The organism is Streptomyces sp. NPDC048603 (assembly GCF_043199475.1).
Classification (GTDB): Bacteria; Actinomycetota; Actinomycetes; order Streptomycetales; family Streptomycetaceae; genus Streptomyces.
The window spans coordinates 157,119-177,286 of record NZ_JBICVY010000010.1; the positions used below are offsets into that span (position 1 = coordinate 157,119).

A 20,168-nucleotide genomic window follows, 5' to 3' on the forward strand; every position below is an offset into this window, starting at 1 on the left:
GGCGACGGCGCCCTTGTCCGGAGGTGTTCCGGACAAGGGCGCCGTCGTGTGCCGTGCGACCTGCGGCCACGAGGGCCGCGCAGCCTTACAGGCCGAGCTCGACCTCGAACTCGCCGGCTTCCAGGATCGCCTTGACGGCGGTCAGGTAGCGGGCGGCGTCCGCGCCGTCCACCAGACGGTGGTCGTAGGACAGCGTCAGGTACGTCATGTCGCGGACGCCGATGACGGTGCCCTCGGCGGTCTCGATGACCGCCGGACGCTTGACGGTGGCGCCGATGCCCAGGATGGCGACCTGGTTCGGCGGCACGATGACGGTGTCGAACAGCGCACCGCGCGAGCCGGTGTTGCTGATGGTGAAGGTCGCGCCCGACAGCTCGTCCGGCGTGATCTTGTTGCTGCGGACCTTGCCGGCCAGGTCGGCGGTGGCCTTGGAGATGCCGGCCAGGTTGAGGTCGCCCGCACCCTTGATGACCGGGGTCATCAGGCCCTTCTCGGAGTCCACGGCGATGCCGATGTTCTCCGAGTCGAAGTAGGTGATGGTGCCCTCGTCCTCGTTGATCCGGGCGTTGACGACCGCGTGGGCCTTCAGCGCCTGGGCCGCGGCCTTGACGAAGAACGGCATCGGGGAGAGCTTGACGCCCTCACGGGCCAGGAAGCCCGCCTTGGCCTTCTCGCGCAGCTTCATGATCTTGGTGATGTCCACCTCGATCACGGAGGACAGCTGGGCCTGTCCGTGCAGCGCCTTCATCATGTTGTCGCCGATGACCTTGCGCATGCGGGTCATCTTGACGGTCTGACCGCGCAGCTCGGACACCGCGGCGGCCGGGGCCTTGGCGGCCGGGGCGGCAGCGGCGGCGGCCGGAGCCGGAGCGGCGGCAGCGGCCTTGGCGGCCTCGGCGGCAGCCAGGACGTCCTGCTTGCGGATACGGCCGCCGACGCCGGTGCCGGTGACCGTGTTCAGGTTGACGCCGGACTCCGAGGCGAGCTTGCGCACCAGCGGGGTCACGTACGCGCCCTCGTCACCGGAGACCGCCGGGGTGACCGGAGCCGGGGCGGCGACCGGGGCGGCAGCCTGGACCGGAGCCGGAGCGGCGACCGGGGCGGCAGCCTGGACCGGAGCCGGAGCGGCCACGGGGGCGGCGGCCTGGACCGGAGCCGGGGCGGCAGCCGGGGCCGGAGCAGCAGCCGGGGCCGGGGCGGCCGGGGCGGCGGGCGCGGCCGGAGCCGCACCGGCGACACCGATCACGGCGAGACGGGCGCCGACCTCGGCGGTCTCGTCCTCGCCCACCAGGATCTCCAGCAGGGTGCCGGAAACCGGCGCGGGGATCTCGGTGTCGACCTTGTCGGTGGAGACCTCCAGCAGCGGCTCGTCGGCCTCGACCGACTCGCCGACGGCCTTCAGCCAGCGGGTGACGGTGCCCTCGGTGACCGACTCGCCCAGGGCGGGCAGGGTCACGTCGGTGCCGGAGGCGGCGCCGGCCGGTGCGGGGGCGGCCGGAGCCTCGGCGACCGGCGCCGGGGCGGCGGGGGCCTCGGCCACCGGGGCCGGAGCGGCCGGGGCCTCGGCGACGGGCTCGGCAGCCGGAGCGGCGGCCGCGGCCGGCGCGCCGGAGCCGTCGTCGATGACGGCCAGCTCGGCGCCGACCTCGACGGTCTCGTCCTCGGCGACCTTGATCGAGGCCAGGATGCCGGAGACGGGCGAGGGGATCTCGGTGTCGACCTTGTCGGTCGACACCTCGAGCAGCGGCTCGTCGGCCTCGACGCGCTCGCCCTCGGCCTTCAGCCAGCGGGTGACAGTGCCCTCGGTGACGCTCTCACCGAGCGCCGGCAGGGTTACGGAAACCGCCATGGTTTCTGTTGCTCCTAACGGAATTGCGGAAATGGTCGGTCGTCGCGCCCGTGACTGGAATTAGTCGTGTGCGTGCAGAGGCTTGCCGGCCAGGGCCAGGTGGGCCTCGCCGAGCGCCTCGTTCTGGGTCGGGTGCGCGTGGATGAGCTGCGCGACCTCGGCCGGCAGGGCCTCCCAGTTGTAGATCAGCTGGGCCTCGCCGACCTGCTCGCCCATCCGGTCACCGACCATGTGGACGCCGACCACGGCACCGTCCTTGACCTGGACGAGCTTGATCTCGCCCGCGGTCTTCAGGATCTTGCTCTTGCCGTTGCCCGCCAGGTTGTACTTCAGGGCCACGACCTTGTCCGCGCCGTAGATCTCCTTGGCCTTGGCCTCGGTGATGCCGACGGAGGCGACCTCGGGGTGGCAGTACGTGACGCGCGGCACACCGTCGTAGTCGATCGGGACGGTCTTCAGGCCGGCCAGACGCTCCGCCACCAGGATGCCCTCGGCGAAACCGACGTGCGCGAGCTGCAGGGTCGGGACGAGGTCACCGACGGCCGAGATGGTCGGCACGTTGGTCTGCATGTACTCGTCGACCAGGACGTAGCCGCGGTCCATCGCGACGCCCTGCTCCTCGTAGCCCAGGCCCTGGGAGACCGGACCACGGCCGATGGCGACCAGCAGCACCTCGGCCTCGAAGGTCTTGCCGTCGGCGAGGGTGACCCGCACGCCGTTCTCGGTGTACTCGGCCTTGTCGAAGAAGGTGCCGAGGTTGAACTTGATGCCGCGCTTGCGGAAGGCACGCTCGAGGATCTTGGAGCTGTTCTCGTCCTCGACCGGCACCAGGTGCTTCAGGCCCTCGATGACGGTGACGTCGGTGCCGAAGGACTTCCACGCCGAGGCGAACTCGACGCCGATGACGCCGCCGCCCAGGATGATCGCCGACTCCGGGACGCGGTCCAGGACCAGCGCGTGGTCGGAGGAGATGATCCGGTTGCCGTCGATGGTCAGGCCCGGCAGCGACTTCGGCACGGAGCCGGTCGCGAGCAGGACGTGGCGGCCCTGGATGCGCTGCCCGTTCACGTCGACGGAGGTCGGGGAGGACAGACGGCCCTCACCCTCGATGTAGGTCACCTTGCGGGAGGCGACCAGGCCCTGCAGACCCTTGTACAGGCCGGCGATCACGTCGTCCTTGTACTTGTGGACACCGGCGATGTCGATGCCCTCGAACGAGGTCTTCACGCCGAACTGCGCGGCCTCGCGCGCCTGGTCCGCGATTTCGCCCGCGTGCAGCAGAGCCTTCGTGGGGATGCAGCCGTTGTGCAGGCAGGTGCCACCGAGCTTGTTCTTCTCGATCAGGGCAACGTCCAGACCCAGCTGGGAAGCGCGCAGCGCTGCGGCGTAACCGCCACTGCCACCGCCGAGGATCACTAGGTCGAAAACGGTGCTGGCGTCGTTCGCCACGTCACGTCCTCCATGCATGTGCGCCGGGCACCGGTCCTCTCATGACCGGGCGGCGGCTGGTATTCGGCCGCTTATTTTCGGCCCTGTGGTGGGGGCCCTGTCCTGCCGAGGACCCATCTTCGCATGACCGAACAAACAGCGCGGCCCCGGGCTTCCCCGCCCGGGGCCGCACATGATCGCCGATCTCGCTCGAGTACTAGCCGAGGTCGCCGGTGGCGGTGCGCTCGGCCAGCCGGACCAGGGTCCGCACCGCGGAGCCGGTGCCGCCCTTGGGGGTGTAGCCGTACGGGGCGCCCTCGTGGAAGGCCGGGCCCGCGATGTCCAGGTGGGCCCAGGTGATGCCCTCGCCGACGAACTCCTGCAGGAACAGGCCGGCCACCAGGCCGCCGCCCATCCGCTCGCCCATGTTGGCGATGTCGGCGGTGGGGGAGTCCATGCCCTTGCGCAGGTCGGCGGGGAGCGGCATCGGCCAGGAGGCCTCGCCGACCTCCTCGGCGATCTCGTGGATCGAGGTCCGGAAGGCGTCGTCGTTGGCCATGATGCCGAAGGTGCGGTTGCCCAGCGCCAGCACCATGGCGCCGGTCAGGGTCGCGACGTCGACGATCGCGTCCGGGTTCTCCTCCGAGGCGCGGGTCAGCGCGTCGGCCAGGACCAGCCGGCCCTCGGCGTCGGTGTTCAGCACCTCGACGGTCTTGCCGCTGTACATGCGCAGGACGTCGCCGGGGCGGGTGGCGGAACCCGAGGGCATGTTCTCGGCGAGCGCCAGCCAGCCGGTGACGTTGACCGGCAGGCCGAGCTTGGCCACCGCGACCACGGCGGAGAACACGGCGGCGGCGCCGGACATGTCGCACTTCATGGTCTCGTTGTGGCCGGCCGGCTTGAGGGAGATGCCGCCCGAGTCGTAGGTGATGCCCTTGCCGACGAAGGCGAGGTGCTTCTCCGCGTCCGGGTGGGTGTAGGCGATCTTCACCAGGCGCGGCGGGTTCTCGGAGCCCTTGCCGACGCCCATGAGGCCGCCGTAGCCGCCCTTGACGAGCGCCTTCTCGTCCAGCACCTGGACCTTGACGCCCAGCTCCTTGGCCGTGGTCTGGGCCACGGCGGCGAAGGCCTCGGGGGTCAGGTCGTTCGGCGGGGTGTTGATCAGGTCGCGGGCGATGTTCACCTCGGCGGCGACGATCTTGGCGCGCTCGGCGGCGGCCTTGTGCTCCTTGTCGCGCGGCTTCGCGCCCAGCAGGGTCACCTCGGCGAGCGGCAGCTTGGGGCCGCCGTTCTCCTTGGCCTTCTTCTCGCCGCCCTGGTACGCGGTGAAGGCGTACGCGCCCAGCAGCGCGCCCTCGGCGACGGCGGTGACGGCGGAGGCGTCCTCCAGCGGCAGCGCGAAGGCGGCCTTCTTGGCACCGGACAGGGCACGGGCGGCGACGCCGGCGGCCCGGCGGAGCGCCTCCTCGTCGTAGGACTCGTCCTTCTCCGGGAGCGGGCCGAGGCCGACCGCCAGCACGACCGGGACCTTCAGGCCGGCCGGCGCGTGCACCTTGGTGACCTCGCCCTCGGCGCCCGAGGCACCCAGGGCGTCGAGCACGGCGGCGAGCTTTCCGTCGAACGCCGTGTCCACGGCCTCGGCGCCGTGGGCGACGACGGGGCCCTTGGCGCCCTTCGCCACACCGACCACGAGGGCGTCGGCGCGCAGCGTCGCGGCGCCGGCAGTGCTGAGAGTCAGAGCAGTCACGGTAGTGAGGTCTCGCTTCCGTATGTGTGATGTGGGGCTGTGGCCCATGCCGGGGTCGCCGGCCGTCCGCGATCGTACTTCCGGCCCGGGCGGCCGCCGGAACCGAGCGTACGCGTACGCCACCGTCCGTACGGCACTCGAAGGTTTGGCAAGTTGTTCGATCAATGCGCCGCCAGGTTCACCCATCTGTGGCGACTGTTCAAGGTTTGCCTATTCGATCGGACGGGGTCCGACAGACTCGAGCCACTCTCGCAAGGGGACGCGGGGTCCCTTTGCATGATTTCCACAGAGCCTCCCCGGCCCGGCACCGACCGCCAGGGCCGTGTCGAGGGATGCCTGCGGGGGGAAAGGCCGACATGGTCAAAAGGAACCGGATGAACAGGGCTGCCGCCGTATGGGCCGCGGCAGCGCTTGTCTCCGTGGCAGCACCCGCGGTCCCGTCCGCGACGGCCCTCACGCCGTCCGCCGACGCCGCGGCACCCGTACCGGCCGCGGAGGCGGCCGTCACACCCAGGATCGACCTGAAAGTGCTGGTCGTCGACGACGGCGGCAGCTCGATCGAGGCGATCGTCGCGGAGCTGAAGGACACCGGGGTCCCCTTCACCCGCGTCGAGCTGGGCAGTCCGAACCGCCCGGTCATCAACGAGGCCTTCCTCAGCGAGGCCAGGGACGCCGCCACCGGCCGGCCGCGCGCCAAGTACCAGGGCGTGGTCCTGCCGAACGAGGACCCGTTCGGCGCCGGCTCCGCCGAGATGGCCGCGCTCACCGCGTACGAGACGGCGTACGGAATCCGCCAGGTGGACGCCTACACCTGGGCCCACCCCGGCGTCGGCCTCGAGTACACCGACAACGGCGGGTACGCCGGCGAGCTCGACGGCACCAAGGCCGCGATCACCGCGGCCGGCAAGACGGGCCCGTTCGGCTACCTGGGCGGCGAGGTCGTCTTCGAGGACAACTCGGCCCTGATCCCGGAGAGCTACGGCTTCATGGGACAGCCGCGCCCCGGCTACACCAGCTACCTCGACGCACCCGTCGGCTCCGGCCGTGCCTCGCTGCTCGGCGAGTACGTCCACGACGGGCGCAGCGAGCTCGTGGTCACCTTCGGCTACAACCAGTACCAGCGGCAGTACCGGCTGCTCGCCCGCGGCATCGTGGAATGGCTCACCCAGGGCGTCCACCTCGGGCAGAGCCGCAACTACTTCGCCGTCCACGTCGACGACGTCTTCGCGCCGGACGCCCGCTGGAACACCGAGCTGAACTGCACCCCCGGCGACTACGCCTGCCCCGGCGGCGAGGGCCTGGAGAGCGAGATCCGGATGACCGCCGCCGACGCCGTGTACGCGGCCCAGTGGCAGCAGCGGCAGAACTTCAAGCTGGACATGGTCTTCAACGCCGGCGCGGGCGAGGAGTGGAAGACCGAGCACGGCGGCACCGACGCGATGACCGCACAGCTCCTCGCGGACCGGGCCAAGTACCGGTGGATCAACCACACCTACACCCACCCGTTCCTCGGCTGCGTCCAGGACACCACCGCCATCCCGTGGAAGTGCGCCCTCAACGCGCAGGGCCAGACCCAGTACATGAGCCGCTCCGAGATCGCCGCGCAGATCCGCGACAACCACAACTGGGCCACCGCGCGCGGCATCCAGCTGGACCGCTCCGAACTGGTCACCGGCGAGCACTCCGGCCTGAAGACCCTGCCGCAGCAGCCGCAGGACAACCCCAACCTGGCCGGCGCCCTCGCCGACAACGGGGTCAGGTGGATCGCCAGCGACAACTCCCGCGAACCCGCCCAGCGGGCCGTGGGCAACGCCCTCACCGTGCCCCGCCACCCGATGAACGTGTACTACAACACGGGCACCAACAAGGAGATGGCCGACGAGTACAACTGGATCTACACCAGCCGGGCCGACGGCGGCAGCGGCATCTGCGAGGACAACCCCGGCACCTCCACCTGCCTGCCCGTACCCCTGGACCCGGAGACCGGCTACCTGCAGCAGATCGTCCCGCAGGAGGCCCGCATCGCGATGCGGCACGTCCTGGCCAACGACCCGCGGCCGCACTACGTCCACCAGTCCAACCTGGCGGAGGACCGCACCCTCTACCCCGTCCTCGACGAGGTCCTCGGCACCTACCGCACCCTGTACGCGGCCAACACCCCGATCGTGAACCAGAGCCAGAAGGACACCGGCGTCGAACTCCAGCGCCGCGCCGCCTGGGACAAGGCAGTCGCCGAGAACAAGGTCACCGCCTACCGCATCGGCGGCACGGTCACCGTCAAGGCCCCCGCAGGGATCCTCGCCCCGGTCACCGTCCCCGAGGGCACCCGCAAGCAGCTGCTCCTCGGCACCACCGCGTACGGCACCGCCTACGCCGGCACCCGCTCGGCCTGGACCGGGCCGGAGCTGCTCCAGTCGGCCGTCACGCTCAAGCTGCCCAGCTGACGACAGGCCACAGCCGACTGCTGACGACCGGCCACAGCCGGCTGCCGACGACAGGCCACAGCCGGCTGCCGGCAACCGACCACAGCTGACTGCCGACAGCTGACGCGACACCTCTTCCGCCGGCGCTCGACACGTCCGCGAGCGCCGGCTCCTTCACGTCCTGGGGGGACACATACCCATGAGTCATGGGCGTCACGTCACCATGCTCACCGAAGGAACCTATCCGCACGTCCACGGGGGCGTCAGCACCTGGTGCGACCAGCTCGTCAGGGGGATGCCGGAAGTCGACTTCAACGTCATGGCCCTCACCGGCACCGGCCGTGAACCGGTCGCCTGGGAACTGCCCCGCAACGTCTACCGGCACACCGCCTTCCCGCTCTGGGGCCCGCCGCCCGCCCGCAGCCGCCGCACCGCCCTGCGCGGCCGCGCGCACCGCCGCTTCCTCCGCCTCTACGAGCAGTTCCTGCTCTCGCTCCTCGATCCGGCGCACAGCGGGCCCGGCTTCGGTGCCGCCCTCCGCGAACTCGCCCTGCTCGCCCGGTCCGGGCGGCTCGCCCCGGCCCTCCGCTCCGAATCGGTCCTGCGCACCCTGATGGCCGTATGGACCCGCCCGGACCTCGCAACCGCCGGCGCCCGCCCCACCGTCCACGACGCCCTCACCGCCACCGACCTGCTGGAACACGCGCTGCGCCCGCTCACCGTACGGATCCCCCCGGACAGCGTCGCGCACGCCGTCAGCAGCGGCCTCGCCACCCTCCCGGCGCTCGCCGCGAAGTACCTCGACGAGGTGCCGTTCCTCCTCACCGAACACGGCATCTACCTGCGCGAACGCTATCTCGGATACCGCAGTGACCGGCAGCGCTGGCCGGTCAAGGCCCTGCTGCTCGGCTTCTACCGGGAGCTCAACTCCGAGGGCTACCGGCAGGCCGACCTGATCACACCGTGCAACCGCTACAACCGTCGCTGGGAGGAACGGGGCGGCGCACCCGGCGAGAGGATCCGCACCGTCTACAACGGAGTGGACCCGCACCGCTTCCCCGAGGCCGGACCGGAACCGGAGGTGCCCACCCTGAGCTGGTGCGGCCGCATCGACCCGATCAAGGACCTGGAGACCCTCGTCCGCGCCTACGCCTTCATGCGCGAGGAGCTCCCGGCGCTCCGGCTCCGCCTGTTCGGGCCGGTCCCGGCGGGCTGCGAGGACTACCGGCTGCGACTGGAGAAGCTCGCGGCCGAGCTCGGCGTCACGGACGGGATCAGCTACGAGGGGCGCATCGAGCGGGTCGCGGACGCCTACGCGGCCGGCAGCGTCGTGATGCTCTCCAGCATCAGCGAGGGCTTCCCCTTCAGCATCATCGAGGCCATGTCCTGCGGGCGGACCACCGTCTCCACGGACGTGGGCGGGGTCCGCGAGGCGGTCGGCGACACCGGACTGGTGGTCCCGCCGCGGGAACCCGAGACCATGGCCCGGGCCACGCTCGCCCTGCTCCGGGACGACGCGCGCCGCGCCGAACTCGGGCGGCTGTCCCGGCAGCGGGTGGTGGAGAAGTTCACCCTGCACCAGTCGGTGGACGGCTTCCGCCACATCTACCGCGAACTGGCCGGCCGGCCCGTGGCCTTCCCGCCGCACACCGGCGGAAGCCCCTCCCGGCAGCGGGAACTCGCGGCCGAGGGGAGCACCTGGTGAGCGGATCCCTCTGGCTGAAGCCGCCCGGCCCCGGGGCCGGCACCCTCCCGGCGATCCCGCGGCCGCGCGGCGGCGCCCGTACGGCCACGGACACGGCGGCCACGGCCACGGACACGGCCACGGTCACCGGCGACGGCCCGGCCGCCGACCCGATGGAGGAACTCGCCGACCGGCTCGGCACGTTCGTCTCCGCCGCCGTGCACCCCGACGAGATCGCCGCCGTCCTGGAGTCCGACGGCATGACGGACGAGCACATCCGGCTCGCCTACGGCCGCGAGGACTCCTTCACCCTCGCCGAGGACCTGTACGCGCGGGTCCCGCGCGAGTTCCCCGAGCCGGCCGCCCCGCCCGACCCCTGGCGGGTCTCCCTGGCCGCCTGCCTCCTCCGCGGCGTCATCTTCGTCCTGCCCGGGCTGGCGTACCTGCTGGGCGGGCCGCTCCTGGACGGACCGCCCGACCGCCTCGGCCTGCCCGCCGGAACGGTCACCCTCCTCGCGGGCGCGCTGATCGGCTGGGTCTGGGACCAGACGCTGTCCCACCGGGCGTACTCCTGGCTGGGCCTCGGCGACCGGGCGGCCGCCGGCCGCACCCTGCTGGTGGGCGCGCCGGCCGGGGCGCTGCTGGGCACGGCCGCCGCGTGCGCGGTGCCCGGCGGGCCGGCCTTCTCGTACGCCTTCGCGGCCGGACAGGCCGTCTACGTCGGTGCCGCGACGGTGCTGCTGGTCCTCGGCCGGGAGCGGCTGCTGCTCTGCGCGCTGGCGCCGATGGCGGCCGGCGCGGCGGCCTCGCTCGCCGTTGACCTGCCGACCGCCCTCCGGATCGGCCTGCTGGTGCTGTCCCTGCTGGCGGCGTGCGCGCTGGCGGTGGGGGAACTACCGGTGGCGGCGGGCGTACGGGCGGCCCGGTCGGCGCTGCGGCGGCTCCTCGCGCGGCGTACGGAGGAGGGCCCGGTGCGGTGGCGGGTACTGCGCGGCGCCGAGGACGACTTCGCCCCGCGCGGACCGCGGCTGGCGGACTCGGTGCCGTTCGGGATGTTCGGCCTCGGCACCGGTCTGCTGGTGCTGTACGCCGCACTGGGCGAGGTACTGGCCGGAGCGGCGCCGACGGCGGTCGCGCTCACGCTGAGCATGGGCCCGGCGGAGTGGCTGCTGCACCGGTTCCGCAGCGGCAGCCTGACCGGGCTGCGGGCGGCGCGTTCGCCGGGCGCGTTCCGCCGGGCGATGCTGGCCACGCTGGCCCGCTGCCTGGCGGCGTACCTCGGGGTGCTGCTGGTGCTGGGCGTGGTGGGCACCCTGCTCTGGCCCGGTGCGCCGCAGGTCACCGCCTCCCGCCTGGCCATCCTGCTGCTGCTGGGCACGGTGATGTGGAGCGGCCTGCTGCTCCAGTCCTTCGGTGCGATCCGGCTCGCTGCGGCGGTGGTGGCGGCCGCGGCGGTGCTCCAGGCCGCGGTCGTCCTGACCGGCCTGGCGCCGGCCCGCACGGCACAACTCGTCGTCGCCGCAGCCGCCGCCACCGCCCTCTCGACCCTGGCCTGCACCCTCCTGGGCCGCGCCACCGCCCACCGCTGACGCCGCGACCGTGCGGGCGGGCGTGCCGACCCCGTGCCGTGTGGGCGGGCTGCCGTACCGCGCCGCCGTGTGGGCAGGCGTGCCGCAGGGCGGCACGGGTGGGCACACGGCACACCGGCCCGCGCCGGACGCGCAGCGTGTCCCCGCACCCCGTCCCCGCAGACGGGTCGGACCCCGTCCGGGCGGAGCTCCGCTCCAGGGCGGGCGCCAGGGCCGGCGGAGCCCCGCCCGGGGCAGCGGCTGCGGCCGGGCCCGGCCATCGCTTCGGTGGGGCGGGAGCGTTGCCTGCGGAGCGGCGTTCCGGTGTGCCCACCCTCCCCCAAGCTCTCGACTTCGCTCGAGCAGGGGGGACCCCCATCGCCCTGCGGAACGCCTGCCCACACCTCGGCCGAACGCCCGCCCACACCTGCCGCGGAGCCGCGCCCACACCTACGGCGGAGGGGGCCGGACACCACGGCCGCGCCGCCGCCCGAGCCTCGGCGGAGGCGCCGCCCGAGCCTCGGCGGAGCCGCCCGCCTCACTCACCCCACGGAGAGAACATGCTGCTGGTCCCCTACTACGAGCACCCCGCCGAACAACCCGAAGCCTGGGCCGCACTCACCCGCTCCGCCGACCGCCTGCACTCCGTGGTCCTGAACCCCGCCAGCGGCCCCGGCGCAGCCCCGGACGAGGCCTTCGCCGCCGCCGCGGCCCGCCTCCGGGACGCCGGTGTCGCCGTACTCGGCTACGTCGACACCGACTACGGCCGCCGCCCGCACGCCGACGTGGTCCGGGAACTGCTCCGGCACCGCGACTGGTACGCCACCGACGGCGCCTTCCTCGACCAGGCCGCAACCGGCCCCGAGTCCCTGCCTCACTACCGTCGGCTCGCCGTCGCCGCCAGCGCGGCCGGCGCCCGGACCCTCGTCCTGAACCACGGGACCCACCCGCACCCCGGGTTCGCCGAACTCGCCGACCTGCTGGTCACCTTCGAAGGGCCCTGGGAGGCGTACCGGGACGAACCGGCGCAGGTGCCGCCGGAATGGACCGCCGGGCATCCGGCCTCCCGGTTCTGCCACCTCGTCCACGGCGTTCCGCCCGGCACGGCCCCCGCCGCCGTCTCCGCCATCGCCGCGACCCGCCACGCCGGCGTGCACGGCGCGGTGTCCGGCACCGGAGCCCACCCGTGGCAGAGCCTCCCGTACGACCTCTGACCGGCACCGGCACCGGCACCGGCACCGGCACCGGCACCGGAAACGGCACCGGCGCCGCCGCCGGAGACGTCCCGCCGGTCAGACCGGCAGGACCACGTGCACCCGGTAGCCCCCGCCGTACCGGGGCCCCGCGAAGCAGGTGCCGCCCAGCGCCCCGGCCCGCTCCCGCATGCCGAGCAGGCCGTGCCCGCCGGCCGGCACCGGGGAGGCCGGGACGGTGGCCGGTTCGGGGGTGTCCGTCCCGCCGTCGTCCAGCACCGTGATCTCCACCGAAGTGCCCACCCGCACCACACTGACCTCGGCCTTCGCCTCCGGACCGGCGTGCTTGCGGACGTTCGTCAGCGCCTCCTGGATGACCCGGTACGCCGCCAGGTCCACCGCGGCCGGCAGGGCCGACCCCTCCTCCGGACCCTGCTGGACGGCCAGCTGCACCGGCAGCCCGGCGTTCCGGAAGGTGTCCACGAGGTCGTCGAGCACGCCCAGCCCCGGCGCCGGCTCGGTCGGCGCCTCCGGGTCGCCGGACTGCCGCAGCAGACCGACCGTGGCGCGCAGTTCGTTCAGCGCCGACCGGCTGGCCTCGCGTACGTGCGCGAGGGCCTCCTTCGCCTGGTCCGGCCGCTTGTCCATGACGTGGGCGGCGACGCCCGCCTGCACGTTGACCAGCGCGATGTGGTGGGCGACCACGTCGTGCAGGTCCCGGGCGATCCGCAGCCGCTCCTCGGCGACCCGCCGCCGGGCCTCCTCCTCACGGGACCGCTCGGCCCGGTCGGCCCGCTCCTGGATGGCGTCGACGAAGGCCCGGCGACTGCGCACCGCGTCCCCGGCCGCCGCGGCCATTCCGGTCCAGGCGAAGATGGCCACGTTCTCCTGCGCGTACCAGGGCAGCGGTCCGGCGAGCATGGCCACCCCGGTGAGCCCGGTCATGGTGAGCAGCCCGAGCCTCCAGGTGGTGGGCCGGTCGGTCTGCGAGGCCACCGTGTAGAGGGCGACCACCGCGCAGAACGCGACCGGGGCCCGGGGCTCCCCGGTGACGAGCTCCAGCAGGGTCAGCTTGACCGTCGCGGCGAGCACACTCCGCGGCCGGCTCCGCCGCAGGACCAGCGCGGCCGCCCCGAGCACCATCAGCACCAGGGAGAAGGGGTGCGGCGTCCGGGTCCCGAAGGTGGCTCCGTGCGGCCCGTGCGGGTCGGCGAAGGATCCGGCGAACATGGCGACGAGCACCCCGAGCGCGAGCAGCGCGTCGGTCGCGAGCGGATGTGCCGTCATCCACTCGCGGGTGGAACAGACCGCACCGCCGCCGGGCCGGGAAAACGGCGCGAGGTGTTTCGTCATCATCCCGATACGGTACGGCCTCCCACTCAGAGGGGGTAACGCTCCAGCGCGGTCGGCCCGCCCACGTTCCGCATCATGCGGCGCAGCACCCTCACGGCGCTTGCGTAGTCGGCGTCGTCGATGCCGTCGTGGATGTGGGCCCGGAGCCCGGGGAGGATCTCCTTGACCCGCGCGTGGGCCTGCCGGCCCGGTTCCGCCAGCCACAGCCGTCCCGCGGCGTCGCGGGTGAGGAGCCCGCGTCCGACCAGGTCCTCGGCGTCCTCCGCCGGCCGGTCCTGGGGGAGCAGGTACGGCGCGAGCAGCTCGGCCAGCTCGGCGGGGGTCCGGCCCGAGCCGTCCGCCGACAGGTCCTCCGGGTGGAGGAAGCGGATGACCCAGTACTGCGGCTGCGTGAGACCGAGTTCACCGAGCCTGCCCCGGATGTACGCGATGACCTCCCGGTGGGCGGCGTCGGTGACGCTGCCCACCGGCTGGCGCGCCAGGACGGCGGGATCGTTCTCCTTGTCGGTCACATCGGTCACATCGGTCGCGTCGGTGGTCATGGGTTCCTCCCCCGTGGCGGTGCGTCAGGTCCCAGGCTGCACCCTCAAGTCCGCTTGAGGTCAACTCGGGTACGCGTGTGACGTCAACTCGGGTGCGCGCGGAGCGGCCGGCCCCGGCGGTGCCGGTTCCCGGCCGCGGACAGCACCACGCACAGCAGCACGACCGCGGCGATCGCCGCGAGATGCTCCTTGCCCGCCAGGTTGTCCTTGACCAGCAGCTCGACGGCCATCAGCAGCACCACCGCGGCCGCGGTGACGTACGCCGCGTAGCGCCAGCACACGTACACCGAGAGGCCGACCACGGCCGCGGAGGGCCCGGTGTCGACGATCAGGCGGTCGGAGGCCGGGAGGCCCAGCGGGTGGTCCGGGCCGAGCGCGAGCCCGACCCGGGCGTACGTGGTCCCGGCGAGCGTGGCGACGTAGCCGACCAGCAGGGTGCGCCACCAGCCGACGCAGATCTCCGCGATCCCGAAGACCAGCAGCATCTGCGCCAGCGCGCCCCAGACCGGCAGGTCCAGGGCGGGCACGAACAGGGACAGCGGGGTCCGCAGCAGTGCCAGCCACACCGGGTCGCAGGCCTTCACCGACCCGAGGCCCTGTACGAACCCGTACCCCCAGCTCTGGTTCTGCACGATCTGGAACACCAGCGTCAGGCACACCGCCCCGAGGGTCATCGGGGCCGCCCACAGGCGGTGCCGCACCAGCGCCGCGCGCACCGTCCGGTACAGGGGACCCCACTCGCGGCCGGCGAACCGCCGCACGTACCCGTGGAGTGTCAACGCCCGGTCCCCAGATGCTTGCGGTGTACCCGCCCCCACGCTGCGCGCGGGGGGACCCCCAGCAGCCGGGGTGCCTCGAGGAAGCCTTCGGCGCGCCCCGCCGCGAGCCCGATGCGCAGCAGGTCGGAACTCTTCTCGAAGAGCATGAACCGGGGCTCCCAGATCGGCCGGTACTTGGCGTTCGCCCGGTACAGGGACTCGATCTGCCACCAGCGCGAGAAGAACGAGAGCAGCGAGCGCCACAGGCGCAGCACCGGCCCCGCGCCGAGGCGGGAGCCGCGCTCGAAGACGGACCGGAACATGGCGAAGTTCAGCGAGACCTGGGTGACGCCGATCTCCCGGGAGCGTTCCAGGAGTTCGATGACCATGAACTCCATCAGGCCGTTCTCGGAGTCCCGGTCACGGCGCATCAGGTCCAGCGACAGGCCCGCCGGGCCCCACGGCACGAAGGACAGCAGCGCCCGCAGCTCCCCGCTGCCGTCGGTGCACTCCAGCATCACGCACTGCCCGTCGGCGGGGTCGCCGAGCCGGCCCAGCGCCATCGAGAAGCCGCGCTCGGTGGCGCCGTCGCGCCAGTCGTCGGCGCGGCGCAGCAGCGCGTCCATCTGCTCGGCCGGGATGTCCGCGTGCCGCCGGATCCGCACCTGGTACCCGGCCCGCTTCACCCGGTTGTAGGCCTGCCGTACGGTCCGCATGGCGCGACCCTCCAGGGTGAACTCGGCGGTCTCCACGATCGCCTCGTCGCCCAGTTCGAGCGCGTCCAGGCCGTGCCGGGCATAGACGGTGCCGGCCTCCTCGCTCGCGCCCATCACCGCCGGCACCCAGCCGTGCTCGCGGGCCTCGGCCAGCCACGGCTCGATGGCGCCCGGCCAGGCCTCGGGGTCGCCGATCGGGTCGCCGGAGGCCAGGGAGACCCCGCCCACCACCCGGTAGGTGACTGCGGCCTTGCCGGTGGGGGACCAGATCACCGACTTCTCGCGGCGCAGCGCGAAGTAGCCGAGCGAGTCCCGGTCGCCCTGCCGCGCGAGCAGCGCGCGCAGCCGCTCCTCGTCCTCCGCGGTGATCGGGTCGACCGCCCGGCGGGACCGGAACGCGGCCAGCAGCACGGCGAGCAGCAGCAGGAAGGACATGAGGTTGATGAACACGTCGACCCAGCCCGGGGTGACGATGCCCGCGTAGCCGTGGTCGCTGTCGGCGAGGGTGACCAGACGCATCACCCCGTACCGCCAGCGGGCCATGAAGGAGGCCTCGGCGCCGCTTCCCGCGGTGTTGGTGGCGCCGACCAGCAGCGCCGCCACCAGCGAGGTGACCAGCAGCCCCACGGCCGCCACGACAGCGGCCAGCTTCGGGTTGGACCGGTCGCCCCTGGCGTAGAACTCGTGGCGGCCCAGCAGCAGTGCGCCGACGAAGGCGGCGGTCAGGCCGAGGGAGACCCAGTTCTGGGCGTGGGAGCGGATCTCCGGGTCGGTGGTGCAGTAGTACGCAAGGAACACCGCCAGCAGGCCGCTGATCACCAGGTTCAGGATCCAGGCGGCCCGCTTGCGGCGGCCCGTGGTCACCGCGAGGAAGAGCGAGAACAGGCCGGACCCGAACCCGGCGGTCAGCAGGTACGGGGTGAAGTAACTGGCGGTGTTGTGGGCGCGCAGGTCCTGCCCGAGCGAAACCCATACCGCGCTGAGGAAGTTGACGAAGGTGACGGCCCGCAGGTACCAGACGGCGAACGCCGCCGCGCGCACCGACCGTTTGCTCCCCCGGCCGGCCCCCTCGCCGCCCGCCGCGCGACTCCCCCCGGTGCCCGCGACGGTGGTCCCCGCGGCACCCGTGGTCCCCGTGGTTCCTCTGGTCCCCGTGTTCTCCCTGGTGCCGGCGGTCGGTGCGCGGCCGGGGGTGCGGTCGTGCTGCCGGACGGGGTCTGCGCTGGTCAAACGGACCTCTCCCATGAAAAGCGATCATATGGGGCATCGCGCGTCATGGCAGAGCCGAGGAGCGGCGGCTGGTCGGGGCCGCCGCCCCCGGACACTCAGTCCGTCTTCTCCGCCTCGCCGACCTGGTCGGCCTGGTCAGCCTGCTCGGCCTGGTCGGCGTCCCGCTCCGGCAGCTCCGCCGCGAGGGCCGCGGCGGCCTGGACGAGCGGGAGCGCCAGCAACGCCCCGGTTCCTTCGCCCACAGTGACGCCGTGGTCGAGCAGAGGGTTGAGCGCCATCCGGTCCAGTGCCTTCGCCTGGGCCGGCTCACCGCTCGCCTGGCCCGCCAGCCACCAGTCCGGAGCGCGGAACGCGGCCCGCTGTGCCACCAGGGCACAGGCCGCCGACACCACCCCGTCGAGGATCACCGGCGTACGGCGGACCGCGCACTGCAGCAGGAAGCCGGTCATCGCGGCCAGGTCGGCGCCGCCGACCGCCGCCAGCAGCTCCAGCTGGTCGCCCAGCACCGGACGGGCCCGCCGCAGCGCGTCCCGGACGGCCGCGCACTTGCGCATCCAGGCCAGGTCGTCGATCGGGACGCCGCCGCGCCCGGTCACCACCGAGGCGTCGGTGCCGCACAGCGCGGCCACCAGGGTCGCCGCCGCCGTGGTCCCGCCGACGCTCAGATCGCCGAGCACCACCAGGTCCGTACCGGAGTCGGCCTCCTCGTCGGCGATCCGCATGCCCAGCCGGACCGCGGCCTCGGCCTCGGCCGCGCTCAGCGCGTCCTCGACGTCGATCCGGCCGCTGCCGCGCCGCACCCGGTGCCGTACGACCTCCTCCGGCAGCAGACCGGGGTCGCAGTCCAGGCCCGCGTCGACGACCCGGATCCCGGCGCCCAGCCGGCCCGCCAGCACCGACACCGGGCTCCGCCCGTCGAGGACGGCCCGGACCAGCTCGTGCGTCCCGCCGGCGGGACGGGCCGAGACGCCCAGCCCGGCCACCCCGTGGTCGGCGGCGAACAGCACCACCTTCGGGTGCTCGACCGGCCTGACCGGTACGGACCCCTGCGCGGCGGCGAGCCACTCGGCGAGCTCGTCCAGCCGGCCCAGGGCGCCGGGCGGCACGGCCAGCCGCTCGCGGCGGTCCTCGGCGTCCCGCCGCACGCCCCCGTCGGGACGCTCGATCAGATCGGAGAAGTCGTCGAGATTCAGCGTGGTCATTTCCCGAACAGTACAGGCGGCGGAACCCTGCCCGACCCCGCCCGTGGCGGTACCCGGGACCCGCGGCGGGCGGGCCGGAGGGGCGGTGCCGCGGGCTACTCCTTCAGTACGACGGCCTGTCCCGCGACCACCAGCAGGACGTGCTCGCACTCGCCGGCCACGGCGGCGTTCAGGCGGCCCAGTTCGTCCCGGAACCGGCGTCCGGCGGGGGTCGCCGGGACCACTCCCGAACCGACCTCGTTGCTCACCGCCACCACCGTCCGGCCGGTGGCCCGCAGGGCGGCCACCAGCTCCGCCGTACGCTCCCGCAGCTTCTGCCGGCCGCCGGCCGCCCAGGTGGCGTCGTCCCAGGCGCCGACCCGGTCCATCGCGTCGGTCAGCCACAGCGCCAGGCAGTCGATCAGCAGCGGCGGCCCGTCCCCGGCGAGCAGCGGCGCGACCTCACAGGTCTCCAGGGTCCGCCAGGACCCCGGGCGGCGGTCGCGGTGCAGGGAGATCCGGGCCGCCCAGTCCGAGTCGTCCTCGCGGGTGCCGCCGGTGGCGACGTAGTGCACCTCGGGGAAGGCGGCCAGCCGCTGCTCGGCCTCGACCGACTTCCCCGACCGGGCGCCGCCGAGCACGAGGGTGCGCCGCGGCAGGTCGGGCACCGCGTGGTACTCGCCGACGATCAGGGTGCTGCCGTCCGGGACGGCGCGTGCGCCGGCCGCGGCGCACCGGCGGTCCAGCTCCCGCCCCGGCGGGACGTCGTGGTCGAGGTGTACGGCGATCACGTCGGTGGCCGGCCCGATCGCGCCCACGGCGCGCAGCCGGGCGATGGCGTCGGGCCGGCCGAGGACGTCGGCGACCACCATGTCGTAGACCCGGGCGTGGTTCTCCCCGGCACCGGCGGGCGCGCCGCCGGGCGGCAGGTACAGCAGCCGGTCCCCGTCCGGGCCGGTGACCTCGTACCCGGTGCCCGGCGCGTCCATCGGCACGGCCCGCACCCGGTGGCCGCTGATCACCGCCAGCTCCCGCCCGTCCGGCACCCGCCCGGCGGAGGGCAGCCCCGGCGGCAGCTCCACCGCGGGCCCGTCGTGCGGATGGGTCAGCAGCACCTGGCGCACCCCGGCCAGGGAATGCCCGGCCCGGGCGGCGGCGAGTACGGCTCCGGGGGTCAGGTCGAGGAGCACCGCGCCGTCGACGAGCAGGGCGGTGGCGGCCCGCGCGCGGGTGCCCACGGATACGGCGCAGGCGGCGCAGGGACAGCCGGGGCGGGGCAGTCCTTCGGGTGTGCCGGTGCCGAGCAGAGTCAGTTCCACAAGGAAGATCCTCCCGCGTCCACGCGGGTGGTGCTCGCCCGGCTAGTCTGCGGGCAGACTCACGGCAGCGAACGAACGACCAGAGCGACCAACGGAGGCGGACATGGCGTGGACGTGGCGGTTCGAGACGGCGGACGGCGCGGAGACCGCGCCGTCGGTCGAGCCGGAGGAGTTCACCACCCAGGGCGACGCGGAGTCCTGGATCGGCGAGTACTGGAAGGACCTCCTGGAGGGCGGCACCGAGCGGGTCCGCCTCTCCGACGACAACGGCGAGGAGCTCTACACGATGAGCCTCCGCGAGGCCCTGGACGCCTGACCCGCCTGCGCCGCGGCTCCGGTGGTGCACTCAGCCATGCCGGAGCCGCCGCGCGGCACGGCGGCGTCAGCCGCGGACGCCGACCAGGTGGAGGAGGGCCGCGACGCCGCGGTAGGGGTCGGTGCGTCCGGCGCGTTCCTCCGCGGCGAGCAGCCGCTCCAGCTCGTCCTCCGGCGGCAGCTGCCCCGCCGTCTCGGTGCCGTCCGTGAAGACCCGCACGCCGTACCAGCTGTGCAGCGGCGCACCGATCCCGGACAGCGTGGACGTCAGGCCGGCCAGCCGGTCGGCCCGTACGTCCAGGCCCAGCCGGTTGGTGTAGTCGACGGAGTCGAACGCGGCCAGCGCCCCCGCCCAGTCACCGGCCAGCCCCGGCCGCATGGCCAGCGCGTCCCCGTTGCGCACGAGCAGCGACAGCAGCCCGCCGGGCGCCAGCATGCGGGCCAGCCCGGCGAGCATGGCGTCCGACTCGGCCACGTACATCAGCACTCCGTGGCACAGCACCACGTCGAAGCTGCCCGGCAGGAAGTGCGCGCCGGTCTCCCGGCCGTCGCCCTCCAGCAGCGTGACCCGGTCGCGGATCCCGGCCGGCTCGCCGGCCAGCGCGGCGCGCGCCACGTCCAGCATCCCGGGGTCCTGCTCCAGCCCGGTCACCATGTGTCCGGCCCGGGCCAGCCGCAGCGCCTGCGTGCCCTGGCCCATGCCGACGTCGAGGACGCGCAGCCGCTGACCGACCGGGAAGCGCTGCGCGATCTGCTCGTCGACCTGGCGGCCGACCAGTTCCTGCCGGACGGCGTTGCGCAGTCCGCCCAGGCCCTCCAGCCACAGCCTGGCGCCGCCCGCGAAGCCCGCCGGTTCCTCGAC

Annotated in this window: 15 protein-coding genes; 5 read left to right on the forward strand and 10 right to left on the reverse strand. The window is 73.7% G+C overall.

Annotated elements, in window-relative coordinates:
• Positions 1-85 precede the first annotated feature (85 nt).
• From sucB to ACGFQ9_RS25345, 3 genes are all read right to left on the reverse strand, one after another.
• Positions 86-1,849 (reverse strand): 2-oxoglutarate dehydrogenase, E2 component, dihydrolipoamide succinyltransferase, encoded by a 1,764-nt coding sequence (sucB, locus tag ACGFQ9_RS25335; protein WP_393576760.1) that lies wholly within the window; start codon positions 1,847-1,849, stop codon positions 86-88.
• A gap of 60 nt (positions 1,850-1,909) precedes the next feature.
• Positions 1,910-3,298: a dihydrolipoyl dehydrogenase gene (gene lpdA, locus ACGFQ9_RS25340; protein ID WP_393576762.1), complete on the reverse strand. Its 1,389-nt coding sequence runs from the start codon at positions 3,296-3,298 to the stop codon at positions 1,910-1,912.
• Positions 3,299-3,494: 196 nt separating this feature from the next.
• Complete coding sequence (locus ACGFQ9_RS25345; RefSeq protein ID WP_393576763.1) at positions 3,495-5,024, reverse strand: leucyl aminopeptidase; 1,530 nt, start codon at positions 5,022-5,024, stop codon at positions 3,495-3,497.
• A 374-nt stretch (positions 5,025-5,398) separates the two neighbouring features.
• Here ACGFQ9_RS25345 and ACGFQ9_RS25350 point away from each other — a divergent pair, with 374 nt between their 5' ends.
• From ACGFQ9_RS25350 to ACGFQ9_RS25365, 4 genes are all read left to right on the forward strand, one after another.
• A complete protein-coding gene (locus ACGFQ9_RS25350; protein ID WP_393576764.1) occupies positions 5,399-7,468 on the forward strand; it encodes a hypothetical protein in 2,070 nt (689 codons plus the stop codon).
• A gap of 178 nt (positions 7,469-7,646) precedes the next feature.
• Positions 7,647-9,152 carry a GT4 family glycosyltransferase PelF gene (pelF, locus tag ACGFQ9_RS25355; RefSeq protein WP_393576765.1) on the forward strand — a complete coding sequence of 502 codons (1,506 nt, stop codon included), beginning with the start codon at positions 7,647-7,649 and terminating at the stop codon, positions 9,150-9,152.
• Positions 9,149-10,720 carry a hypothetical protein gene (locus ACGFQ9_RS25360; RefSeq protein ID WP_393576766.1) on the forward strand — a complete coding sequence of 524 codons (1,572 nt, stop codon included), beginning with the start codon at positions 9,149-9,151 and terminating at the stop codon, positions 10,718-10,720. Before pelF ends, ACGFQ9_RS25360 begins: the two co-directional genes overlap by 4 nt.
• Before the next feature lie 539 nt (positions 10,721-11,259).
• Positions 11,260-11,913, forward strand: coding sequence for a spherulation-specific family 4 protein (locus tag ACGFQ9_RS25365; RefSeq protein ID WP_393576767.1), 654 nt, complete (start codon positions 11,260-11,262; stop codon positions 11,911-11,913).
• Positions 11,914-11,991: 78 nt separating this feature from the next.
• On the opposite strand, the gene ACGFQ9_RS25370 is transcribed toward ACGFQ9_RS25365, so the two are convergent.
• The 6 genes from ACGFQ9_RS25370 to ACGFQ9_RS25395 form a co-directional block, all read right to left on the reverse strand.
• Positions 11,992-13,245, reverse strand: a complete 1,254-nt coding sequence (locus tag ACGFQ9_RS25370; protein ID WP_393577092.1) for a sensor histidine kinase — start codon at positions 13,243-13,245, stop codon at positions 11,992-11,994.
• A 26-nt stretch (positions 13,246-13,271) separates the two neighbouring features.
• Positions 13,272-13,787, reverse strand: coding sequence for a MarR family winged helix-turn-helix transcriptional regulator (locus tag ACGFQ9_RS25375; RefSeq protein ID WP_393576769.1), 516 nt, complete (start codon positions 13,785-13,787; stop codon positions 13,272-13,274).
• Between the two features lie 83 nt (positions 13,788-13,870).
• Entirely contained in the window at positions 13,871-14,566 is a 696-nt protein-coding gene (locus tag ACGFQ9_RS25380; protein ID WP_393576770.1) for a hypothetical protein, read from the reverse strand.
• Positions 14,563-16,506 carry a phosphatidylglycerol lysyltransferase domain-containing protein gene (locus tag ACGFQ9_RS25385; RefSeq protein WP_393576771.1) on the reverse strand — a complete coding sequence of 648 codons (1,944 nt, stop codon included), beginning with the start codon at positions 16,504-16,506 and terminating at the stop codon, positions 14,563-14,565. The genes ACGFQ9_RS25380 and ACGFQ9_RS25385 overlap by 4 nt, the downstream gene beginning before the upstream one ends.
• A gap of 80 nt (positions 16,507-16,586) precedes the next feature.
• Positions 16,587-17,693, reverse strand: a complete 1,107-nt coding sequence (gene cobT, locus ACGFQ9_RS25390) for a nicotinate-nucleotide--dimethylbenzimidazole phosphoribosyltransferase (RefSeq protein ID WP_393576773.1) — start codon at positions 17,691-17,693, stop codon at positions 16,587-16,589.
• A gap of 95 nt (positions 17,694-17,788) precedes the next feature.
• On the reverse strand, positions 17,789-18,991 hold the full coding sequence (locus tag ACGFQ9_RS25395; RefSeq protein WP_393576774.1) for a bifunctional adenosylcobinamide kinase/adenosylcobinamide-phosphate guanylyltransferase: 1,203 nt from the start codon (positions 18,989-18,991) through the stop codon (positions 17,789-17,791).
• 103 nt (positions 18,992-19,094) lie between these two features.
• On the opposite strand from ACGFQ9_RS25395, the gene ACGFQ9_RS25400 reads away from it, so the two are divergent.
• On the forward strand, positions 19,095-19,307 hold the full coding sequence (locus tag ACGFQ9_RS25400) for a hypothetical protein (protein WP_393576776.1): 213 nt from the start codon (positions 19,095-19,097) through the stop codon (positions 19,305-19,307).
• Between the two features lie 66 nt (positions 19,308-19,373).
• On the opposite strand, the gene ACGFQ9_RS25405 is transcribed toward ACGFQ9_RS25400, so the two are convergent.
• Positions 19,374-20,117, reverse strand: coding sequence for a class I SAM-dependent methyltransferase (locus tag ACGFQ9_RS25405; RefSeq protein WP_393577093.1), 744 nt, complete (start codon positions 20,115-20,117; stop codon positions 19,374-19,376).
• Between the last annotated feature and the right edge of the window lie 51 nt (positions 20,118-20,168).